General features: G+C 66.8%; 17 protein-coding genes and 1 pseudogene. 14 read left to right on the forward strand and 4 right to left on the reverse strand.

All coding sequences use genetic code 11. The annotated features are described in order from the left end of the window. Positions 1–210: 210 nt before the first annotated feature. Positions 211–2109 (reverse strand): methyl-accepting chemotaxis protein, encoded by a 1899-nt coding sequence (locus N5096_RS12055; RefSeq protein WP_267665019.1) that lies wholly within the window; start codon positions 2107–2109, stop codon positions 211–213. Between the two features lie 159 nt (positions 2110–2268). Here N5096_RS12055 and N5096_RS12060 point away from each other — a divergent pair. Next, a pseudogene (locus N5096_RS12060) lies at positions 2269–2590 on the forward strand (hypothetical protein); the annotation flags it as partial. Between the two features lie 415 nt (positions 2591–3005). On the opposite strand, the gene N5096_RS12065 reads toward N5096_RS12060, so the two are convergent. Next, a complete protein-coding gene (locus tag N5096_RS12065) occupies positions 3006–3359 on the reverse strand; it encodes a type II toxin-antitoxin system PemK/MazF family toxin (RefSeq protein ID WP_267665021.1) in 354 nt (117 codons plus the stop codon). Then, complete coding sequence (locus tag N5096_RS12070) at positions 3352–3588, reverse strand: hypothetical protein (protein ID WP_267665023.1); 237 nt, start codon at positions 3586–3588, stop codon at positions 3352–3354. Before N5096_RS12070 ends, N5096_RS12065 begins: the two co-directional genes overlap by 8 nt. Before the next feature lie 300 nt (positions 3589–3888). On the opposite strand from N5096_RS12070, the gene N5096_RS12075 reads away from it, so the two are divergent. The 5 genes from N5096_RS12075 (at position 3889) to N5096_RS12095 (ending at position 9171) form a co-directional block, all read left to right on the forward strand. Next, positions 3889–4209, forward strand: coding sequence for a hypothetical protein (locus tag N5096_RS12075; protein WP_188128062.1), 321 nt, complete (start codon positions 3889–3891; stop codon positions 4207–4209). Continuing rightward, a complete protein-coding gene (locus N5096_RS12080) occupies positions 4210–4749 on the forward strand; it encodes a PIN domain-containing protein (protein ID WP_267665025.1) in 540 nt (179 codons plus the stop codon). A gap of 889 nt (positions 4750–5638) precedes the next feature. Then, complete coding sequence (locus N5096_RS12085; RefSeq protein ID WP_267665027.1) at positions 5639–6394, forward strand: coenzyme F420-0:L-glutamate ligase; 756 nt, start codon at positions 5639–5641, stop codon at positions 6392–6394. Between the two features lies 1 nt (position 6395). Then, positions 6396–7379 carry a 5,10-methylenetetrahydromethanopterin reductase gene (locus N5096_RS12090; RefSeq protein WP_267665029.1) on the forward strand — a complete coding sequence of 328 codons (984 nt, stop codon included), beginning with the start codon at positions 6396–6398 and terminating at the stop codon, positions 7377–7379. A gap of 157 nt (positions 7380–7536) precedes the next feature. Next, positions 7537–9171, forward strand: coding sequence for a methyl-accepting chemotaxis protein (locus N5096_RS12095; protein WP_267665112.1), 1635 nt, complete (start codon positions 7537–7539; stop codon positions 9169–9171). A 14-nt stretch (positions 9172–9185) separates the two neighbouring features. Here N5096_RS12095 and N5096_RS12100 read toward each other — a convergent pair whose 3' ends face one another. Then, positions 9186–9428: a DUF8024 family protein gene (locus tag N5096_RS12100; RefSeq protein WP_267665031.1), complete on the reverse strand. Its 243-nt coding sequence runs from the start codon at positions 9426–9428 to the stop codon at positions 9186–9188. 160 nt (positions 9429–9588) lie between these two features. Here N5096_RS12100 and N5096_RS12105 point away from each other — a divergent pair, with 160 nt between their 5' ends. The 8 genes from N5096_RS12105 to N5096_RS12140 all read left to right on the forward strand — a co-directional run bounded on the left by N5096_RS12105 (position 9589) and on the right by N5096_RS12140 (position 18349). Continuing rightward, on the forward strand, positions 9589–11475 hold the full coding sequence (locus tag N5096_RS12105) for a site-2 protease family protein (protein ID WP_267665032.1): 1887 nt from the start codon (positions 9589–9591) through the stop codon (positions 11473–11475). Between the two features lie 85 nt (positions 11476–11560). Then, entirely contained in the window at positions 11561–12823 is a 1263-nt protein-coding gene (locus tag N5096_RS12110) for an ornithine cyclodeaminase, nickel-pincer nucleotide-dependent (RefSeq protein ID WP_267665034.1), read from the forward strand. Next, the gene (locus N5096_RS12115; protein ID WP_267665035.1) at positions 12820–13323 is read left to right on the forward strand and encodes a GNAT family N-acetyltransferase; all 504 of its coding nucleotides are present in this window, start codon (positions 12820–12822) and stop codon (positions 13321–13323) included. The genes N5096_RS12110 and N5096_RS12115 overlap by 4 nt, the downstream gene beginning before the upstream one ends. 91 nt (positions 13324–13414) lie before the next feature. Then, complete coding sequence (locus N5096_RS12120) at positions 13415–13840, forward strand: universal stress protein (RefSeq protein ID WP_267665036.1); 426 nt, start codon at positions 13415–13417, stop codon at positions 13838–13840. A 138-nt stretch (positions 13841–13978) separates the two neighbouring features. Next, entirely contained in the window at positions 13979–14851 is an 873-nt protein-coding gene (locus N5096_RS12125; protein WP_267665037.1) for a sulfurtransferase, read from the forward strand. 112 nt (positions 14852–14963) lie between these two features. After that, entirely contained in the window at positions 14964–16652 is a 1689-nt protein-coding gene (locus N5096_RS12130; protein ID WP_267665039.1) for an FAD-binding domain-containing protein, read from the forward strand. A gap of 49 nt (positions 16653–16701) precedes the next feature. Then, on the forward strand, positions 16702–16935 hold the full coding sequence (locus N5096_RS12135; RefSeq protein ID WP_267665041.1) for a YgaP family membrane protein: 234 nt from the start codon (positions 16702–16704) through the stop codon (positions 16933–16935). A 184-nt stretch (positions 16936–17119) separates the two neighbouring features. Next, the gene (locus tag N5096_RS12140) at positions 17120–18349 is read left to right on the forward strand and encodes an FAD-dependent oxidoreductase (RefSeq protein WP_267665043.1); all 1230 of its coding nucleotides are present in this window, start codon (positions 17120–17122) and stop codon (positions 18347–18349) included. Positions 18350–18394 lie beyond the last annotated feature (45 nt).

Raw genomic sequence — 18394 nt, forward strand, 5'->3', positions numbered from 1 at the left:
CCGAGATAACGAGATGATTCCACGGGCTCACACCGTGCCGGCAGTTGAATCATCGGGGTAAAGACATACCAGTTGAACAAAGAGAGAGCCGGTAAATCGCCAGACAGCGCGGTTATGGTGGTTCTCATAGAAGTTCTTTAAATAAGGTATAAATCAACGAAGCAGAACCCCGACAGAACCGCGCGTTCAACAGTGCCTGTCAGGAGGATTTTACTCCGGATTGCCGCCGTCACCCACTGTCTTGACCGAGCTATTGGCTTGCGGGCTGGCACTGTTACCCGTTACACTACTGAGCCGGTCAGACTCGACATCGATTGTAAATTCACTGAGTCGATCTTGAAGTCCTCCCGCTCGCTGTTTGAGGTTATCTGCGTTCTGAGAGACCTCCGAAAGCGATGAGGTTTGTTCTTCGGCTGCTGCTGAGACATTATCGGACTCGCTGTTCACTTCATTTGCCGCGTTAGCGACCTCCTCGACGATGCTCACGACTTCCTCCGTAGAGGCGGCTTGACTGTCTGTTGCGTCGCTAATCTCTTGGATACCATCATTCACCCCTTCGACGGTGGTCGTGATCTCATCGAGAGCAGCGAGAGCCGACTCAACCGTGTCAGCACCCGAACGAACCCGCTCCTGCATTGCCTCCATATCTTCAACAGTCTCATCGGAATTAGACTGGACGCGCTCAATACGCTCGGTAACGTCATCTGCCGCCTCCGCAGTCTCTTCTGCAAGCCCTTTCACTTCGTCCGCTACCACAGCGAACCCAGACCCGGCTTCACCGGCACGAGCCGCTTCTATCGAGGCATTCAGCGCGAGCAAGTTCGTTTGCTCAGCAATATCCTCGATTAACTCCACAACTTCTCCAATCTCATCGAGCTCGTTCGCCAGCGTATTGACCTGATCGACCGTCTGCTCGGACTGAGACTCAATATTTTCCATTTCATCAATCGCTTCTGACGCGGCCGCTTGGCCGTCATTGCTGAGTTCAACCGCATTCTGAGAGGCCGCGGCGACTTCGTCTGCTGAGGAGGCGACTTCTTCCACCGTCCCAGAGAGATTCTGCATCTCGTTCGACGCCTCTCGACTCTGCTCGTATTGTGTATCGGCGTCTGCCGCGATCGCTTGGATAGAGTCAGCGACTTGCTCGCTCGCACGCTGCGTCTCTGCGGTCGATGCACTCACGTCTTCACTCGCAGAGGCGACCTCATCTGCGAAATTTTGGATCTGCGCGAAAGTCAGCTCAAGATCTTCCACCATGTCGTTGAACGTGGTGGCTATTTCCGCCATCGCATCGTTGCTCACGTCGGTATCGAGTCGGCGGGTGAAATCACCGGCTGCACACTTACCCATGACCGATTGGTAGTCGGCAGCGGCCTGCTCAAGTTCCGCGTTGAGCTGTTGCATTTCTTCACGCTGTTCGGCCGCCTCTATCTCCTTCTCTTTGGCACGATCTCTCGCTTCCTCTGCTTCTTCCAGTTTCTCTTGGACTTTCTCGCGGGCCTGTTGTCGCTGAATTGCGAGAGACTGCCAAAGGAACGTGATTGTCCCCGCAAGCATCAGCACCCCAACAGCGTGTATCCCACCCCAGACGACCGGGTTAGCCATCGCTGCCGGATGGTTATAGACTGTGAACCACTCTAAGAGCCCGAAGACGCTGTGTTGGATGGCGACGTACCCGATCGTGATCGCAAACGGCACCCAATCTTCATACAGTGCGACAACCCCGACTCCCACAAAGTAGAGAAAATGTGCCTCGATGAATCCCCCAGTAAAGTAGGCCAACACTGATCCCTGTACCATAAACGCGACCGAACCTGTGGCTGCTCTAATTCGGCGAGGAAGTACCGGAATTGCAGCTATTACTACCAATCCCAACACGATACCAGTGCCAACAACGGAGTGTAGCATCGGGATGACTGGTAATTCGGCACCAGTGATCGACTCCGCGCCCACTATCCGACTCACTCCGAAGACAAACGGAAGCAACGCGAGCGTGAAGGCCAACACACCGATGTGCCGCCGACTGAACGTCTCGTCAGGAATCTCTGTGCCATTCGGCGTGTTCTCTATGTACCGTTGAACTGCCGATTCTGTGTCTCCCAATTCCATGTACTTCTGCTGTACGATACCATGTTTAGTACCTTGCGCCGAGTTCTCGCTTTTGAGAATCGTCTTGCTTGGTGAACCCGATGACTGCGTCTATGTCATTGGTTGAGCGATCCTTCGAGATCGTGGACTGTAGCGGTCAACACAGGTTTGTAGAAATGATTCACGGCAGACGAGAATTGCCGAACTCGCAACGACTTTCGATGTGTGGAGTGTGAGTCGGAAGCGAACACAGAGTACAACGCGGTCGCCGGAAGTCGTCCGGCGGGCAGCAAAGCCACTGCGCGACTTTGCGACGGCGAGGGACACCGGAATGCGGAATGTCCATCGAAGCCAACAGTCGTCTCGGCGGACGAGCGACAGTCAGCTCGCTCTGAAGTCCGGAACGGTGACGTCAAGTGGCGGATTCACCGCCCACCCGGACGGGTTCGAGGGCGAGCCCACGGACAAGCCCCATCACCAGAAGTCACAGACTTCTGGTTAGCAGCCAGAACTCGAAGAGTTCTCTCGACACCCTCTACGAGCGAAGTCGGTAGACTGAGCGAAGTACAGCGTGTCATAGAAGTCTTCACATGCTATATTCATTTTTATTATCTTTTTACAGCGTTACAGTTGTGGAAACCCGTGCACCGAGTGCACAGCGCTTAGAACTGTTCAAAAACAGGCGTTTTATTTCTGTATACTGACTGTTCTTGCTTGGTTCGCGTTGTTCAGCTTAGCGACCGTAATTTCTATGACGCCGTGGACAGCGAACTCGGAGCCGATAACGCTGAATCCGTCGACAGCCATGAGAACAGTTCTATGACACCCTCTGAGCGAAGTAGGGTAGGGTTGTTGACGAGTGTGGATGGTGGATTTAAGCGACTTGAATAAGGCGGAGCAAAGAGAGAACCGGTAGCTCAGTCGAGGCCGAGACTCAGCTGTAACGCCTCGTCGACTTCAGCCATCGTTGGTCCGTGGAGTGAACCGGCGACCGAGCGAATCCGTTCCGGAACCGAGACGGTTCGAATCTGGTCGAGCCGGATTGACGAATCCTTTCCGAGCGGTGACCCGTCCGCCTCGACGAACACCTCGAACGGATACTCGCGGTAAGTCCCCGTGATGGGCGCGACGATAGTCGTACTGGAGTTTCGGTTTCCGATATCGTTTTGAATGACGACCGCCGGCCGCGTCTTTTTTATCTCGTGTCCTTCAGCGGGGTCAAGTCGAACGATAACCACATCGCCCCGTCGCACGTCCGCGCCGTCACTCATCGAGACTTTCCCACGCTTCGTCGGACGTTTCGCTCCACTCCTCGGCGAGTGCCTCCGCGCTCTCGGAGGCCTCCCGATAGGCGGTTGCCAGCTCGTCGTCGTCCGGCCGGTCGGACTCTACCTCAACGACAGCGATGGTTACGCGCTTGTTCGCGTACTCGGTGCCGAGATAGACTCGACCCCGGTCGTCCGTCTCGTTCGTTTTGAGGTCTGTTGCGTCGACTTTCATCGAGGAACGGTACGGACCCGCCGCCGATATGTGTTGCCCACCATTACCCACAGATTTCCCGTAGAGGTTACATGTGTATTATGCATTTCAGCTACCTGAACAAAGTGGAGCAACGTGAGTCTCGGTAGCTACAAACAGGCGTCTTAGTCTGTTTATCACCGGTTTGGCTGCCGAATTCCCTTCCGATAGCTGCTCTTTTGATTCAGGCTCGATGAAAGACACCATGTCCGCGGTGGCTCCGAAGGATGTGGTAGTGACAAGAGGGCAAGCGTTTTGATCCTGTGCTCACAGTGTACACATATGAGTTCCGAGTCCGAAAAAAAGCGCGTCCAGTTCCGTGCACCGAGGGGACTAGTAAACCGGGCGGACGCGCTCGCTGCGGTGTTCGAGACGGATCGGACGGACATCCTCATCTCCGCGCTTCGGGACTACCTGCGGGACGCCGCGCACTCCGACGAGGTGAAACAGGAGATCGCGGAGGCCTTTTACGACGACGATATCACGTTCGAGGAACTGAAAGACCTCGTCGGGCACGAGGAGGCCGCCAACTTCCGACTGCTGAAAGAGCAACTGGCCGACGAATTCGTGGACGAGGTCGCGGAGGAGCTGGCCGACTCGTAGATGGTTCTGATAGTCGCCGACACGTCGGCTCTGGTAAGCCTCGGGACGGTGGCGGGCACCTCACCGAATCCGCTCGACCTTCTCCTCGATTCGCACACCGTGGTCGTCCCAGAGCAGGTCGTCGACGAACTCATCGAGACCGCGTCCTACAACGACGCATCCGGTGAGGCGGCGCGGGCGATTCTCGACCGTCGCTCTGCGTTGGAGACTCGTTCCATCGAACTGGACGAGACGTTCCCGCTGGACGACGGCGAGAACGCGGCGGTCACGCTGGCGAGCGATATCGGCGCCGTCCAACTGCTCTGTGACGAGTTCAATCGACTTGCGCTCGTCCACGCCTCGCTGGCCGAGACCCGCCTCGTCACGACGCCGATCCTCCTCACCGCACTGGTTCGCAACGACGCGATCTCGCCGGACACTGCCGACGAGTTCTTGGCCGAGATGAGTGGCGCTCGCAGTTGGTCGTCGAACTCCTACGTCGAGCGGGCGCGGTCCACGCTTCGACAGCAACGCGATAACGAGCAACCCGATCCGAACTGATCGGCTCGTTGGAGACGCGCTACCCGATCGGAACGACTCTCCGTAGAGCAAGGGCATCTCAATTAAATACGCCACCGATACACGCCCTTTGTGTCCTGAATTCTGTCGTATTGGACCGTTGGTGGACACTATTTCTCAAGAATCCATTATGGATTTCATCCATTTGAACAAAGTTGAACAGAGAGAGTCGGTAGCCGAGAGAACGGCTGTTGCGGGGCTTCTGGCCACATATTAGCGGATAGAGATGTCGAATCTCGTGCCACCGCCCGAATCTTTGGACTCGATGAGCAGTCGGAAGATTCGATCAGATCTGTCGCGCTTGCGGTCACGAAAGCCACTACGAGTACCTCGCTTCGTTCACTACAACGACCACTCAGTTAACTCAGCCGGTCAGAACGTTGGCGTAGTTGGTGTAGGCCGTTGTCGGATTCATCACCGCGCCACGGCACGGGGGTTTCTCCTTGCGCTTCCGTACCCAGTAGCCAGATCCCGGTGATAGCCAGAAACGGTACGGCGTCCTGAGCGGCGGTCGCTGCCCCGGCGCGCGGGCCCGTCATGTCTCGGGTTTGTCGTAGCCGTCTGAAAATGCTGGTGGCGCCGAACGACGCCACAGTCCGGATTGGTCCTGTCACTGGTCATCTCGCTTGGATGCGCTCGCGCCGACAGGGTGGCAACTGGTGGGGTCGCTCGGATACACAGGCAGCCCCCCCCCCCCGCGACCAGACAATCGGCCGGAGAAGGCTGGCTCCCGCGGCTCTCACCCGGTGACTGCACCCCCCGTCCTACGCACGCTAATTCGGTCAGAAGCCGTTGCTTTCCGCAGCGCTCGGTACCGTCAAACGGACCCGGTACCGGCGGGGTTTTTGCTCGTCGCGGCCCATCGGGCTGTATGGAGCTGTTCGCCGTCCCGGACCTCCCGGAGATCCGGGAAGGAGACGACCTCGCGGCCATGATCGACGAGCGCGTCGACCTCCGCGGGGACGACGTCGTCGTCGTCGCCAGCACGGTCGTCTCCAAGGCGGAAGGCCGGACCTTCGACCTGGACGACTTCCCGGCCGGGCCCCGAGCGAACGAGGTGGCCGGCCGGCTCGCGGAGCTCTCGGGCGAGGAGAAGGACCCGCGCTTCGCGCAGGCCGTCATCGAGGAGTCGACGGAGCTGATCATGGAGGCGCCGTTCCTCCTCACGGCGACGCGCTTCGGCCACATCGGTGTCAACGCCGGGATCGACCGGTCGAACGTCCCGGACGGCGACCTGCTGCTGCTCCCGGAGCGGCCCTCCGAGAGCGCGGAACGGGTCCGCGAGGGGATCGCCGCCGACCGCGTGGTCATCAGCGACACCTGCGGGCGCCCCTTCAGACACGGCCAGCGCGGGGTCGCGGTCGGCTGGGCCGGCCTGCCGGCGAGCCGCGACTGGCGCGGCGAGTGCGACCGCGACGGCCGGGAGATGGGCGTCACCATCCAGAACGTGATCGACGAGCTCGCGGCGGCGGCGAACCTCGTCGCCGGCGAGGGCGCCGGCGGCACCCCCGTCGTCGTCGTCCGCGACTGGTCGTTCGGCGACCACGAGGGGTCGGAGAACCACTTCCGCGAGGTCGGCGGCGACTTCGTTCGGCAGGCGCTCCGGGACTGGAACTACGAGGACTGACATGCTCGGTATCGAACTCACCCCTGAACACGACTTGCACCGCCTCGTCGACCTCGGCGTCCGCGCCGAGGACGCCGGCTACGACGCCGTCTACTCGACGTGTCACTACAACAACCGCGACCCGTGGGCGTTCCTCTCGCAGCTCTCGACCGCCACGGACTCGGTCCGGCTCGGACCGGGCGTCGCCAACCCCTACGAGACCCACCCCGTGACGCTGGCCTCGCGGGTCGCCACCCTCGACGAGCTGTCGGGGGGTCGCGCCGTCTTCGGGCTCGGCCCCGGCGACCCCTCCACGCTCGCGAACCTCGGGCTCGAAGACGAGCGCGGGCTCCGCCCCGTGCTGGAGGCGTTCAAGACCGCCCAGAACCTGTGGGCCGGCAAGCGCGTCGACCACGAGGGGACCTTCGACGCCAGCGAGGCTGGGCTCAACTACGAGCCCCCGCAGGGCGCGTCGATTCCGATCCACGTCGGCGGCGAAGGCCCCCACATGTGCCGGATGGCCGCGAAACACGCCGACGGGCTGCTGTACAACGGCTCGCATCCGAAGGACCTCGCGTGGGCCCGCGAGCAGGTCGACGACGGGCTCGGGGACCGCCCCGAGCACCGCGGCGACTTCGACCTCATCGCGTACGCCGCGGTCTCGGTCGCCGAGGACGAGGACGCGGCCCGCGAGGCCGCCCGACCCCCGGTCGCCTTCATCGCCGCCGGCGCGGCGCCGCCGGTCCTGAAGCGACACGGGATCGATCCGGACGCGGCGAGCGAGATCGGCGACCGGGTCTCGGCCGGCGAGTTCTCGGCGGCCTTCGACCTGGTGACGCCCGAGATGGTCGACGCGTTCTGCATGGCCGGCTCCCCGGAGACTGTCCGCAAACGGGCGGCCGCCGTCGCGGAGCACGCCGACGGCCTGGTCGTGGGGTCGCCGCTCGGTCCGGACCTGGAGGAGGCCGTCGACCTCGCGGCCGAGACCGTCGACGGTCACTTTTAAATTGTCGGGGCGGTCTCACGGTCCAGGAACCCGGAATCGATCGTGAGAACTCGGGGCGGGATTCATAACCCGGTCCCGTCGAGTTCGGAGTATGTCGATCGATAGAGAGCGACGTCCGGGGATCCGCGGGCGGTATGAGGCTCTCCTCTGGGGCACGATGGACCGTCTCGGCGTCTCCGAGTCGATAGAACGGAAGGTTGTGACGGCCGTCGGGATCCAGTTCCTCGTCACCGTGGGCATCTTCCTCGCGCCGTTCCTCCTCTCTGGGACGCTCGCGTCCGCCGTCTCCGGGGCGCTGTTCCTCGGGGCGATCGCCGCGATCTACAACACCCTGCTCATCGTGCGCCGGGACTTCGTCGCGCCCCTCAAGCGGCTGGAGGCCGGAGCCGACGCGATAGCCGCCGGCGACGTTCGGGGGGCCGGAGCGACGACGACCGGGAGCGACCAAGCGGACGAGATCGGGGGCCTCGTGGACTCGTTCGTCGAGGTCGAGCGGTACCTCGGGACGGTCTCGGCGCAGGCCGAGGCGCTCGCGGCTCGCGAGTTCGACGACCCGGTCCTCGACGAGGAGGTGCCCGGGGACTTCGGCGACGCCCTCGACGAGATGGCCGCGAACATGGCGGCGTACACGACCGAGCTCGAGTCGGTCGTCGACGCGTTCGGGGACGCCGCCGAGCGCGCGCAGGACGGCGACCTCACGGCGACGATCGACGCCGAGTCGCTCGCCACCGACGACGATCGATACGACGAGCTCGTCGGCAACTACGACCGGCTCGTCGCCACGCTCGGCGAGACGGTCGGCGACGTCCGGTCGTTCACCGGCGACGTCGCCACGGCGAGCGACGACGTGCGGGCGAGCATGGACGAGGTCGACGACGCGAGCGAGGAGGTGGCCCGATCGGTACAGGAGATCTCGGACGGCGCCGCCGAACAGCGGAGCGACTTGGAGGCGGTCTCCGCGGAGATGAGCACGCTCTCGGCGACCGTCGAGGAGATCGCGGCCTCCGCGGACGACGCGGCGACGACCGCTCGGAGCGCCGCGGACCGCGGTCGGGACGGCCGCGAGGAGGCCGTGGAGGCGATCGCGGAGCTGGAGGCGCTCGAATCGCGGATCGGCGAGACGGCGACGGCCGTCGAGGAGCTCGTCGACCGGGTCGGCGAGATCGACGAGATCGCGGCCGTGATCGACGGGATCGCGGAGGAGACGAACCTGCTCGCGCTGAACGCCTCGATCGAGGCCGCCCGGGCCGACGGCTCCGGCGACGGGTTCGCGGTCGTCGCCGACGAGGTGAAGTCGCTCGCCGAGGAGACCCGCGAGGAGGCGGCGGCGATCTCGGACCGCATCGACGAGGTGCAGGCGGCGTCGGCCGACACCGCCGCCGACGTCGACGGCATGGAGTCGCAGGTGTCAGAGAGCGTCGGCGCCGTCGAGTCCACGCTCCGAGAGTTCGAGGAGGTGGTGGAGGACGTGACGGCGGTCGACGAGACGGTCCAGGAGATCAGCGACGCCACCGACGACCAGGCCCGGACGACCCAGGAGGTCGTCGACATGGTCGAAGACGTCGCGGCGGTGAGCGGGCAGACCGCGAGCGAGGCCGAGACCGTCGCCGCGGCGGCGGAAGAACAGACGGCGAGCGTCTCGGAGGTGACCGACAGGGCGCACGCGCTCGCCGACCGGTCCGACGAGATACTCGCGCGGCTCGACGACTTCGAGGTGCCCGGGGACAACGGGCGACCGTCGGCCGCGGCCGAGCCGGGGGCGACCTCACAGACGAGCCCGACCGACGACTGACTCTCGGGAACGACCTACTGCTCCGATCGACCGCGACCGCCCAGCGACGGGAGCGTCACGCCGATCTCCTGCAGGAGCGCGCCGACCGCGGCGTAGCCGAGCGCGCCCACGGAGGCGACGATCAGGACCTGTCCAACGAGGACGAGCAGCGCCGAGAGCGGGTCGCCGGCGCCGAGGATGAGGTCGTTCAGGAAGATGTCGACGAAGCGGCCGATGTCGCCGACGACCCGCAAGACGAAGTCGATGAGCGCGAACATAGACGTCGGTTGAGTCGCGGGGTACTTGGGTGTTGAGTTCTCGGCCGTTCCTCTCGGGGTCGCGGCCGCGGCCCGGGAGGGCCGTCGCGATCCTGTCTCCCCCTCGACGCGGTTCCGGTAACCGAACGCCTTACACCCGACGGACACGGACGTGTCGGTAATGAACGCGCTGACGGACCTGTTTGCCCAGAACACGCTCCTGTGGGTCCTCACCGGTGTCCTCGCGTACTCCGCGGTCGCGCTGTGGCTCCGGAACCGCGGGATCCTCCCGGAGTCGGTCCGCGTCTCCGGTCCGATACTCACCCTGCGCACCCTCCGCGGCCGCGAGTTCCTCGACCGACTCGCGGCCCCGCGGCGGTTCTGGCGCGGGCTCGCGAACCTCGGCCTCGGCGGGGCCTTGGTCGCGATGGTCGGCTCCTTCTTCCTGATCGTCTCCTCGGCGGTCTCGGCGCTGGACACCGCCCAGCCCTCCGCGATCCAGCAGCCGCAGAACTTCCTCATCATCCCCGGCGTCAACGACTTCCTCCCGCTGTCGGTGGCGCCCGAGATCGTCGCCGGCCTCGCGGTCGCGATGGTCATTCACGAGGGCGCTCACGGCCTGCTGTGCCGCGTCGAGGGGATCGACATCGAGTCGATGGGGCTCGTCTTCTTCGCAGTTCTCCCCGTCGGCGCCTTCGTCGAACCCGACGAAGAGGCGACGCAGGCCGCGTCCCGCGGCGCCCGCGCCCGGATGTTCGCGGCCGGCGTCACCGCCAACACGCTGCTCACCGTTCTCGTGTTCGCGCTGCTGTTCGGCCCCGTCGCCGGCGCGATCTCGCCGGCCCCCGGCTACGCCGTCGGCGAGGTGAACCCCCAGTCCCCGGCCGACGCCGCCGGCCTCGGAGCGGGCGACCGGCTCGTCGAGGTCGACGGGACGCCGGTCGACACGGCCGCCGAGTTCGAGGCCGCGGTCGCGGACGCCGACGAGACAGTGACGGTCGCGGCCGACGACGGCGACGGGGAGCGCGAGGTGGAGGTGGACCGGCGGCTCCAGGCGGTCGGCTCCGCCGGCGGTAACCCGCTCGGCGTGACGATCGCCGACGCGCCGCTGACGATCGAGTCGGTGAACGGCGAGCCGGTGGCGACCGAGCGCGCCTTCTACGACGCCGTCGGCGACGCGGAGCGTGCCACGGTGTCGGTGCGGAGCGCCGGCGGGAGTGACGGGAACGCAAGCGACGGGGACGCCAACGCCACGACAGCGGAGATCCCGATCGGCGCGTACGCCCTCGGCGTGCAGGAGGACGGCCCGCTCGACGGCGCCGGCGCGACGGCCGGCGAGCCGCTGACGATCGTCTCGATCGACGGGGAGCGGATCCACGGCGCCGAGGACCTCTCGACCGTCCTCGCCGAGCGCGACCCAGGGGCGACCGTCGAGGTGATCGCGTACGACGGCGGCGACGAGCGACGGAGCTACGACGTCGAGCTCGCTCCGCACCCGAACCGCGACGGCGGGTTCGTGGGCGTCTCGGTGTTCCCCGGCTCCAGCGGGCTCGCGCTCGACGACTTCGGCGTCTCCCAGTACCCCGCGGGCGCGTACCTCGAACTGCTCGGCGGCGACGCCGGCGAGGCCGCCGGCGACGCGGTCCCGCTGGGCGGGCTCACCGACTCGCCGCTCGGGCTCGTCTTCATCTCGCTGATACTCCCGCTCGGCAGCCTGTTCGGGCTCCCGTTCAACTTCGCGGGCTTCACGGGCGAGGTGACCAATTTCTTCGTGGTCGATGGGGCCCTCGGCGCGCTCGGCGGCGGGGTCTTCCTGCTCGCGAACCTCCTCTTCTGGACCGGCTGGATCAACATCCAGCTCGCGCTGTTCAACTGCCTGCCGGCGTTCCCGCTCGACGGCGGGCGGATCCTCCGGATGGTCGCCGAGGCGGTGATCAGCCGGGTCCCGCTCTCCGACCGACACGCCGCGGTCCGGACGATCACCGTCTCCTCCGGGCTCGTCATGCTCGCCGGGCTGATCGCGATGGTGTTCGGGAACCAGATCCTCTCGGCGCTCGGGCTGATCTGAGCCGGGAGCCCTCGCTCCTTCTCTCGCCGGCCGGCCCGCCCGAGAGAGGGGAAACGCGTTTCTCCTCGGGCCGAAACGGTGCGGTATGAGCCACGAACGCACCGTCGAGATCGAGGGCCACATCATCGACAGCGGGACGATGCAGCGCTGTTTCGGCGCGGTGATGGACCTGGGCGGCTCCTTCGACGTCGAGCGGTTCGACGTCGGGAAACACGAGGCCGAGGAGTCGCACTGCCGCATGACGGTCTCGGCCGACGACTCGGAGACGCTCCAGGCGATCCTCCACGAGCTCCACCAGAACGGTGCGGTGCTCGACGACCCCACCGACGTCGACCTCGTCGCGGCCCCCGCGGACAGGGTCGTGCCGCCCGACTTCTACTCCACGACGAACCACCCGACGGAGGTGCTGTACGACGGCGAGTGGATCGAGGTCGAGCGGATCGAGATGGACTGCGCGCTGGTGGTCGATCCCGACGGGGGCGAACACGGAACGCCCAGAGCGTACACGAAGGTGCTCAACGCGGTCGAGGAGGGCGACCTGATCGCGACCGACCAGTCGGGGATCCGGGTGAAGCCGCCGGAGCGCCCGCGGAGCGGCGGCAGCGCCTTCGGGTTCATGCAGGGCGGCGTCTCCGCCGAGCGCCCCTCCGAGTCGACGATTCGAGAGGTCGCCGCGGAGCTCCGCGCGGTGAAGGAAGACGGCGGCGACGTGCTGGTCGTCGCGGGCCCGGCCGTGATCCACTCGGGCGCGGGCGACGCGCTCGCGGACTTGGTCGCGGCGGGCTACGTCGACGCGCTCTCGGCGGGGAACGGGTTCGCCACCCACGACCTGGAGCGCTCTATCTACGGCACCTCGCTCGGGATGAACGTGGAGACGCTCGAACACCCGCGGAAGGGCCACAAACACCACATCTGGACCATCTCCGAGATCATTCGCGCGGGCGGGATCGAGGCCGCCGTCGATGACGGGATCGTCACGGAGGGGGTGATATACCAGTGCATCGAGAACGACGTCGACGTCGTGCTCGCGGGCTCGATCCGCGACGACGGCCCGCTCCCGGACACGATCACGGACGCCGTCGAGGCCCAGGACGCGATCCGCGAGCAGGCCCACGAGGCCGACATCGTGATCATGCTCGCGACGCTGCTCCACTCGGTGGCGGTCGGGAACTGCCTCCCGTCGACGACGAAGACCGTCTGCGTCGACATCAACCCCGCGACCGTCACCCAGCTGCTCGACCGCGGCTCGGCGCAGGCCGTCGGGATGGTCACCGACATCGGGACCTTCGTCCCGAAGCTCGCCGAGTTCGCGCTGGAGGGCGGGGACGATGAGGGGGGCGACCGATGACGGTCGACCTCCGACCGTACGACCCTACAACCGACGCCGAGGGGCTCTACGACTGCAAGCTCGCCTTCGAGCGCGGACTCGGCGAGAACACCGGCGGCGACGACAAGGCGACCGTCTACGAGGCGAAGCTCACCGACGGCTACCGCGACCGGTGGCTCGACTGGGTCGACCGCTGCGTCGCCGACGACGAGCGGTGCGTGACGGTCGCGGTCGACGCCGCGAATCTCGTCGGCTACGTCTTCGTCCTCCCCGAGCGGCTCGCGATGATCTGGGACGCGGCGGTGATAAACGAGCTCTACGTCGCTCCCGACTACCGCGGCACGGGCGTCGCCGACGATCTGATGGCCGCCGCCGTCGCCCTCGCGGCCGACCAGTCGCTCCCGCTGGATCGGGTCGTGCTCGACGTCGACCCCGCGAACGAGCGCGCTCAGGCCTTCTACGACCGCTACGGCTTCGAGTCGTGGGGCGAGATGGTCGCTCGGCCGGTCGACCCCGACTGAGCGGGCGTTCGCGGGCGACGCCGCGAACCGGTGCCGCAAAGCGTGAGAACCCCGGACAGGTATTATATGCGCGGCGGCGCCATCTCCGGCTATGAGCTATCTCGTGGCCACCGACGGATCGACGGAGAGCGACGAGGCCGTCCGATACGCGGCGCGGCAGGCGGTCGCGTTCTACGAGACCCTCGAGGTCGCCCACGTGCTGACGCCGGACTCGGAGCTCGTCGACGGCACGATCGTGCTCCCGGGCGAGGAGGCCGCGGTCGACGCGGGCGAGGGCGTGCTCGAAAACGCTCGCTCGATCGCGGAAGAGGCGGTCGGCGACGAGTCGATCGAGGTGGAGACGCAGCTGCTCACCGGGCGCCCGGCCGACGCGATCGCCGACTACGCGACCGAGGCCGACGTCAACGCCATCTACGTGGGCCACCGGGGGCTGAGCGAGGAGCGCGAGCAGGTCGTCGGCAGCGTCGCGAAGAGCGTCGTCGACAAGGCCGACGTGCCGGTGACGGTGATCCGGTAAGTGTCGTCCAGCGAACTGCTCCGCGGCCGCCGCTGACTCCCATTTTGACCGTCTCCGCCGAGAACGGCGGCGTCACAGGCGCCGGAAAGAACCGCCATTATCGGACGTTCAAAGCCGCGTTGTGCTCTACTACGGGTGATGCCAGAAGACGTACTCGTCACGGCGGACTGGGTGGAATCGAACCTCGACGCCTTTCAGGACGACGACTCCGATCACCGGCTCGTGGAAATCAACAATCCGACCGTCACCGACGACTCGGAGTACACGCCCTACGGGGAGGGACACATCCCCGGGGCGCTGAACTTCGAGTGGGACGCGGTCTTCACCGACGAGACGGAGCGCGACATCGCCTCGAAGGAGGACTTCGCGGCCCGAAACGGTGAGGCCGGCATCGACGCCGACACGACGATCGTCGTGTACGGCGGCGGCCGCGTTCCGAACTGGTTCGCGCTGTTCGGCTACTGGATCTACAAGTACTACGGTCACGACGACATCCGCGTGATCGACGGCGGGAAGGGCTACTGGGTCGAGAACGACTACCCGCTCTCGACCGAGGAACCGGACTTCACGCCTCGCGAGTACGAGGCGAGCGGTCCCCACGAGGACATCCGCGCGTACAAAGATGATATCGACGAAGCGATCGAAGAGGGGATCCCGATGGTCGACGTCCGCTCCCCCGAGGAGTTCTCCGGCGAGGTCATTGCCCCCGAGGGACTCAACGAGACGGCCCAGCGCGGCGGCCACATCCCCGGCGCGAGCAACGTGCCGATCGGCACCACGCTGAACGAGGACGGGACGTTCAAGAGTCCGGACGAGCTCCGCGAGCTGTACGACGAGGCCGGCGCCGACGGCGACGGCGAGACGATCACGTACTGCCGGGTCGGCGAGCGCTCGTCGATCGAGTGGTTCCTCCTGCACGAGCTGCTCGGCCACGACGACGTCAGCAACTACGACGGCTCCTGGACCGAGTGGGGCAACCTCATCGGCGCGCCGATCGAGACCGGCGAGTAAGCGACGCTCGCGGCCTCTGACCGCTCGATCATTTTTAAACGTCCGGGCTGCCGCGGAGCCGAGGCGTCGCCGACAGGTCCATGCGCGAAGAGGCCGAACGGGCGAACAGAGCATGGGCGCGGACGACGACGCGACGCCGGCGACGGTCCCCGACCGAGAGGCGATCCGGTCCCTCGTTGACTCGCCGGCGGACGCCGGAACCGTGGTGTGGCACCGCGAGGACCTCCGGATCGCGGACAACCCCGCGCTCGCCGCGGCCGCGGCGGGCTCGGACCGGATCCTCCCGCTGTTCGTCTTCGACCCGGCCTTCTATGGCGACCGCGGCGCCGCCTGCGACGCCCGGATCGCGTTCCTCCACGACTGCCTGCGCGACCTCGACCGGCAGTACCACGACGTCGGCGCCCCGGGCCTGACGTACGCCCACAGCGACCCGATCGAGGCGCTCGGTCGCTTCGTCGACGCCGGCTGGGACGTCGTCGCGACGCGGAGCGTGACCGGGCGGTACGGCCTCCGTCGCGACGAGCGCGCCCGCAACGAGATGGGCGTCGAACTCGTCGACGGCGACGGGCTGGTGCGCGACGCCGACCGCCCCCGTCGGGAGTGGAAAGCGGCGGTCGAGTCGTGGCTGGCCGCCGACCCGTACGACTGGGACCCGCGGGACGTCGCCGTCGAGCGGATCGGGTCCGGAGCGGGACCGAACGCGGAGCCGGGCCCGGACCACGGCGACTCGTTCGTCCCGACGCCCGAGGCGGTCACCGCCGCCTACGACGTCGCCCCCGAGAAGTCGATGGTGCCTGAGGGCGGACGGGCGGCGGGTCGCGACCGGCTGGAGTCGTTCACCGCTCGGATCGGGGAGTACCCGGGGTCCATCTCCTCGCCGGTCGACGCCCGCGGGGGGACGAGCGGGCTCTCGCCGCACCTGCGGTTTGGCTGCCTCTCGGTCCGGGAGGTCCACCGGTACGTCGACGAGCACGCCCCCGACGGCCGGGGGAAGTCGATGTTCGTCTCCCGGCTGTTCTGGAACCGTCACTACCGCCAGAAGCTGGTCGACTGGCCGGGGTGGCTCGAGGAGGCCGTCAACCCCGTCTACGCCGGGTTCAACCGCGAGCGACGCGACCCGGAGCTCGTCGCGGCGTGGACGGCGGGCGAGACGGGGTTCCCGATGGTCGACGCGAGCATGCGGTGTCTCCGCGAGACCGGCTGGCTCAACTTCCGGATGCGGGCGCTCTGTGCGAGCTTCTACTTCCATATCCTCCAGCAGCCGTGGCGGATCGGCGCGGACCACTTTTATAAACACCTGATCGACGCGGACGCCGCGATCAACTACACGCAGTGGCAGTCGCAGTGCGGGCTCGTGGGGCGTCCCGGGCTCCGGCTCTACAACCCGCGCAAGCAGGTCCGCGACCAGGACCCCGACGGCGAGTTCGTCAAACGGTGGATCCCCGAGCTGGACCCGCTCCCGGCGGAGCACCTCGACCGCCCCGAACACGCCCCACTCGCGGTCCAGGCGGAGTGCGGCGTCGAGATCGGTGGGGAGTACCCCTACCCGGTCGTCGACTTCGAGGCGGCTCGCGAGGAGTTCAAGCGCCGGTACTACGACGCCGCCCCCGCGGCCGCCGCGCGGCTGGCCGACGAGCCGATCGCCCGACGGGCCTCCCTCTCCGGCGGGTTCGGCGCCGCGCGGGCGATCGCGGAGGAACACGGCGTCGACGCGGCGGGGGAGACGGACAGCGGGTCGGCCGGCTCCGCGGACGGTCGGGGCCACCAGACGGACCTCTCGGCGTTCGATGGGACCGACTGACCCGCCCCGCGTGCAAACGTATTTACGGTTGTGTGCCGTATTGTGTAGTATGAACCAGAACGTCGGCGTCACGGACAAGCGCGTTAGAACGGCCCTCGGTGCGACGTCTGGGATCGCCTCGCTCGCCGTCCTCGCCGGGGCGGTCTCGATCCCGTCGCTCGCGGCGCCGGTGTTCGGCATCGCGTCGCTGCTCCTGCTCGGCACCGCCGCGACCGGCACCTGCGCGCTCTACTCGCTGCTCGGCGTCGACACGTGTCCGGCGTCGGCGGGCGGGTCTCGGTAGAGCTCTCTTCCGGTTCGGATACCGCGACGAGAGCGCTGACGCGGCCCTTCTCGGCGGCTCGGGACCGCCGGCGACGGTAGCCTCAAGTGTGGCTGGTCGTAACATGTTACATGAGACTTCGAGACAGATCGGTGGCTGCCGCGAGCGTGCGAGACGGAACTCACGTTGACCGGGGTGACCTGGCGTGACCGACGACCCGACCGTCCTCGTGATCGGCGGCGGCGCGACGGGGGCCGGCGTCGCGCGCGACCTCGCGCGTCGGGGGGTCGACGTCGCCCTCGTTGACCGGGGCGGGCTCGCGGGCGGCACCTCTGGGCGCTCGCACGGGCTGCTCCACAGCGGCGCCCGGTACGCCGAAGCCGACGCGCCGGGCGCGGAGGAGTGTCTCCGCGAGAACCGCACGCTCAGGGACATCGCCGGCGAGTGCGTCCGCGAAACGGGCGGGCTGTTCGTCCGACTGACCGGGGACGACCCGGAGTACTTCGAGGAGAAGCTGGCGGCCTGCGAGGCGGTCGGCATCGAGACCGAGCGGCTCGACACCGGCGAGGCCCGCGAGGCCGCGCCCGGGCTCTCCGACGACGTCGCCGAGGCGTTCCGCGTGCCTGACGGCGTGATCTATCCCTCCCGGCTGGTGGCCGCCAACGCGGCCGACGCCGAGGAGCACGGCGCCGACGTCTACCCGCACGCCGCGGTCGAAGGGATCGAGACGTCCGACGGCTCGGTCTCGGCCGTCCGCGTCGGCGGCGAGCTCAACGCGACCCTCGAACCGGAGTACGTCGTCAACGCGACCGGGGCGTGGGCCGACCGGATCGCCGACCTCGCCGGCGTCGAGGTGGGGATGGCGCCGAGCCGCGGCGTGATGGTCTCGGTCGAGCACGAGGGGCTCGGGCCGGTGTTGAACCGGTGTCGCGACCCCGACGACGGCGACATCGTCGTCCCCCACGACGGCGAGGTCGTGTTGGGGACGACGAGCGTCCCCGTCGACGACCCCGACGAGTACGAGCGCGCCGACTGGGAGGTGGAGCGCTCGGTCGAGGAGTGCGCGGCGATGCTCCCCGCCGTCGCCGACGCCCCGACGGTCCGGACGTGGTGGGGCGTCCGCCCGCTGTACGCGCCCGAGGAGACGGGAGCGAACCGGCGCGGCATCTCCCGCGGCTTCACGCTGATCGACCACGGCGACGAGGGCGTCGAGAACCTGTTCAGCGTCGTGGGCGGGAAGCTCACGACTTACCGGGAGATGGCCGAGGCGACGAGCGACCGCGTCTGCGACCGCCTCGGCGTCGACGCACCCTGCGAGACCGCGGACGAGCAGCTCCCCGGCGTCGACGACCCCGCGGAGCTCGACGCGCTCGTCGAGCGATACGGCGGCGCGAACCCGACCGACGCCGACGTCGTGGGCGCCGCTGACGACTGAACGACGGCGACACCCGAGGGCGCCGATACCGCGCCGACTACTCGG

Source organism: Halorubrum yunnanense, from assembly GCF_026586675.1.
GTDB classification, from domain to species: Archaea; Halobacteriota; Halobacteria; order Halobacteriales; family Haloferacaceae; genus Halorubrum; species Halorubrum yunnanense.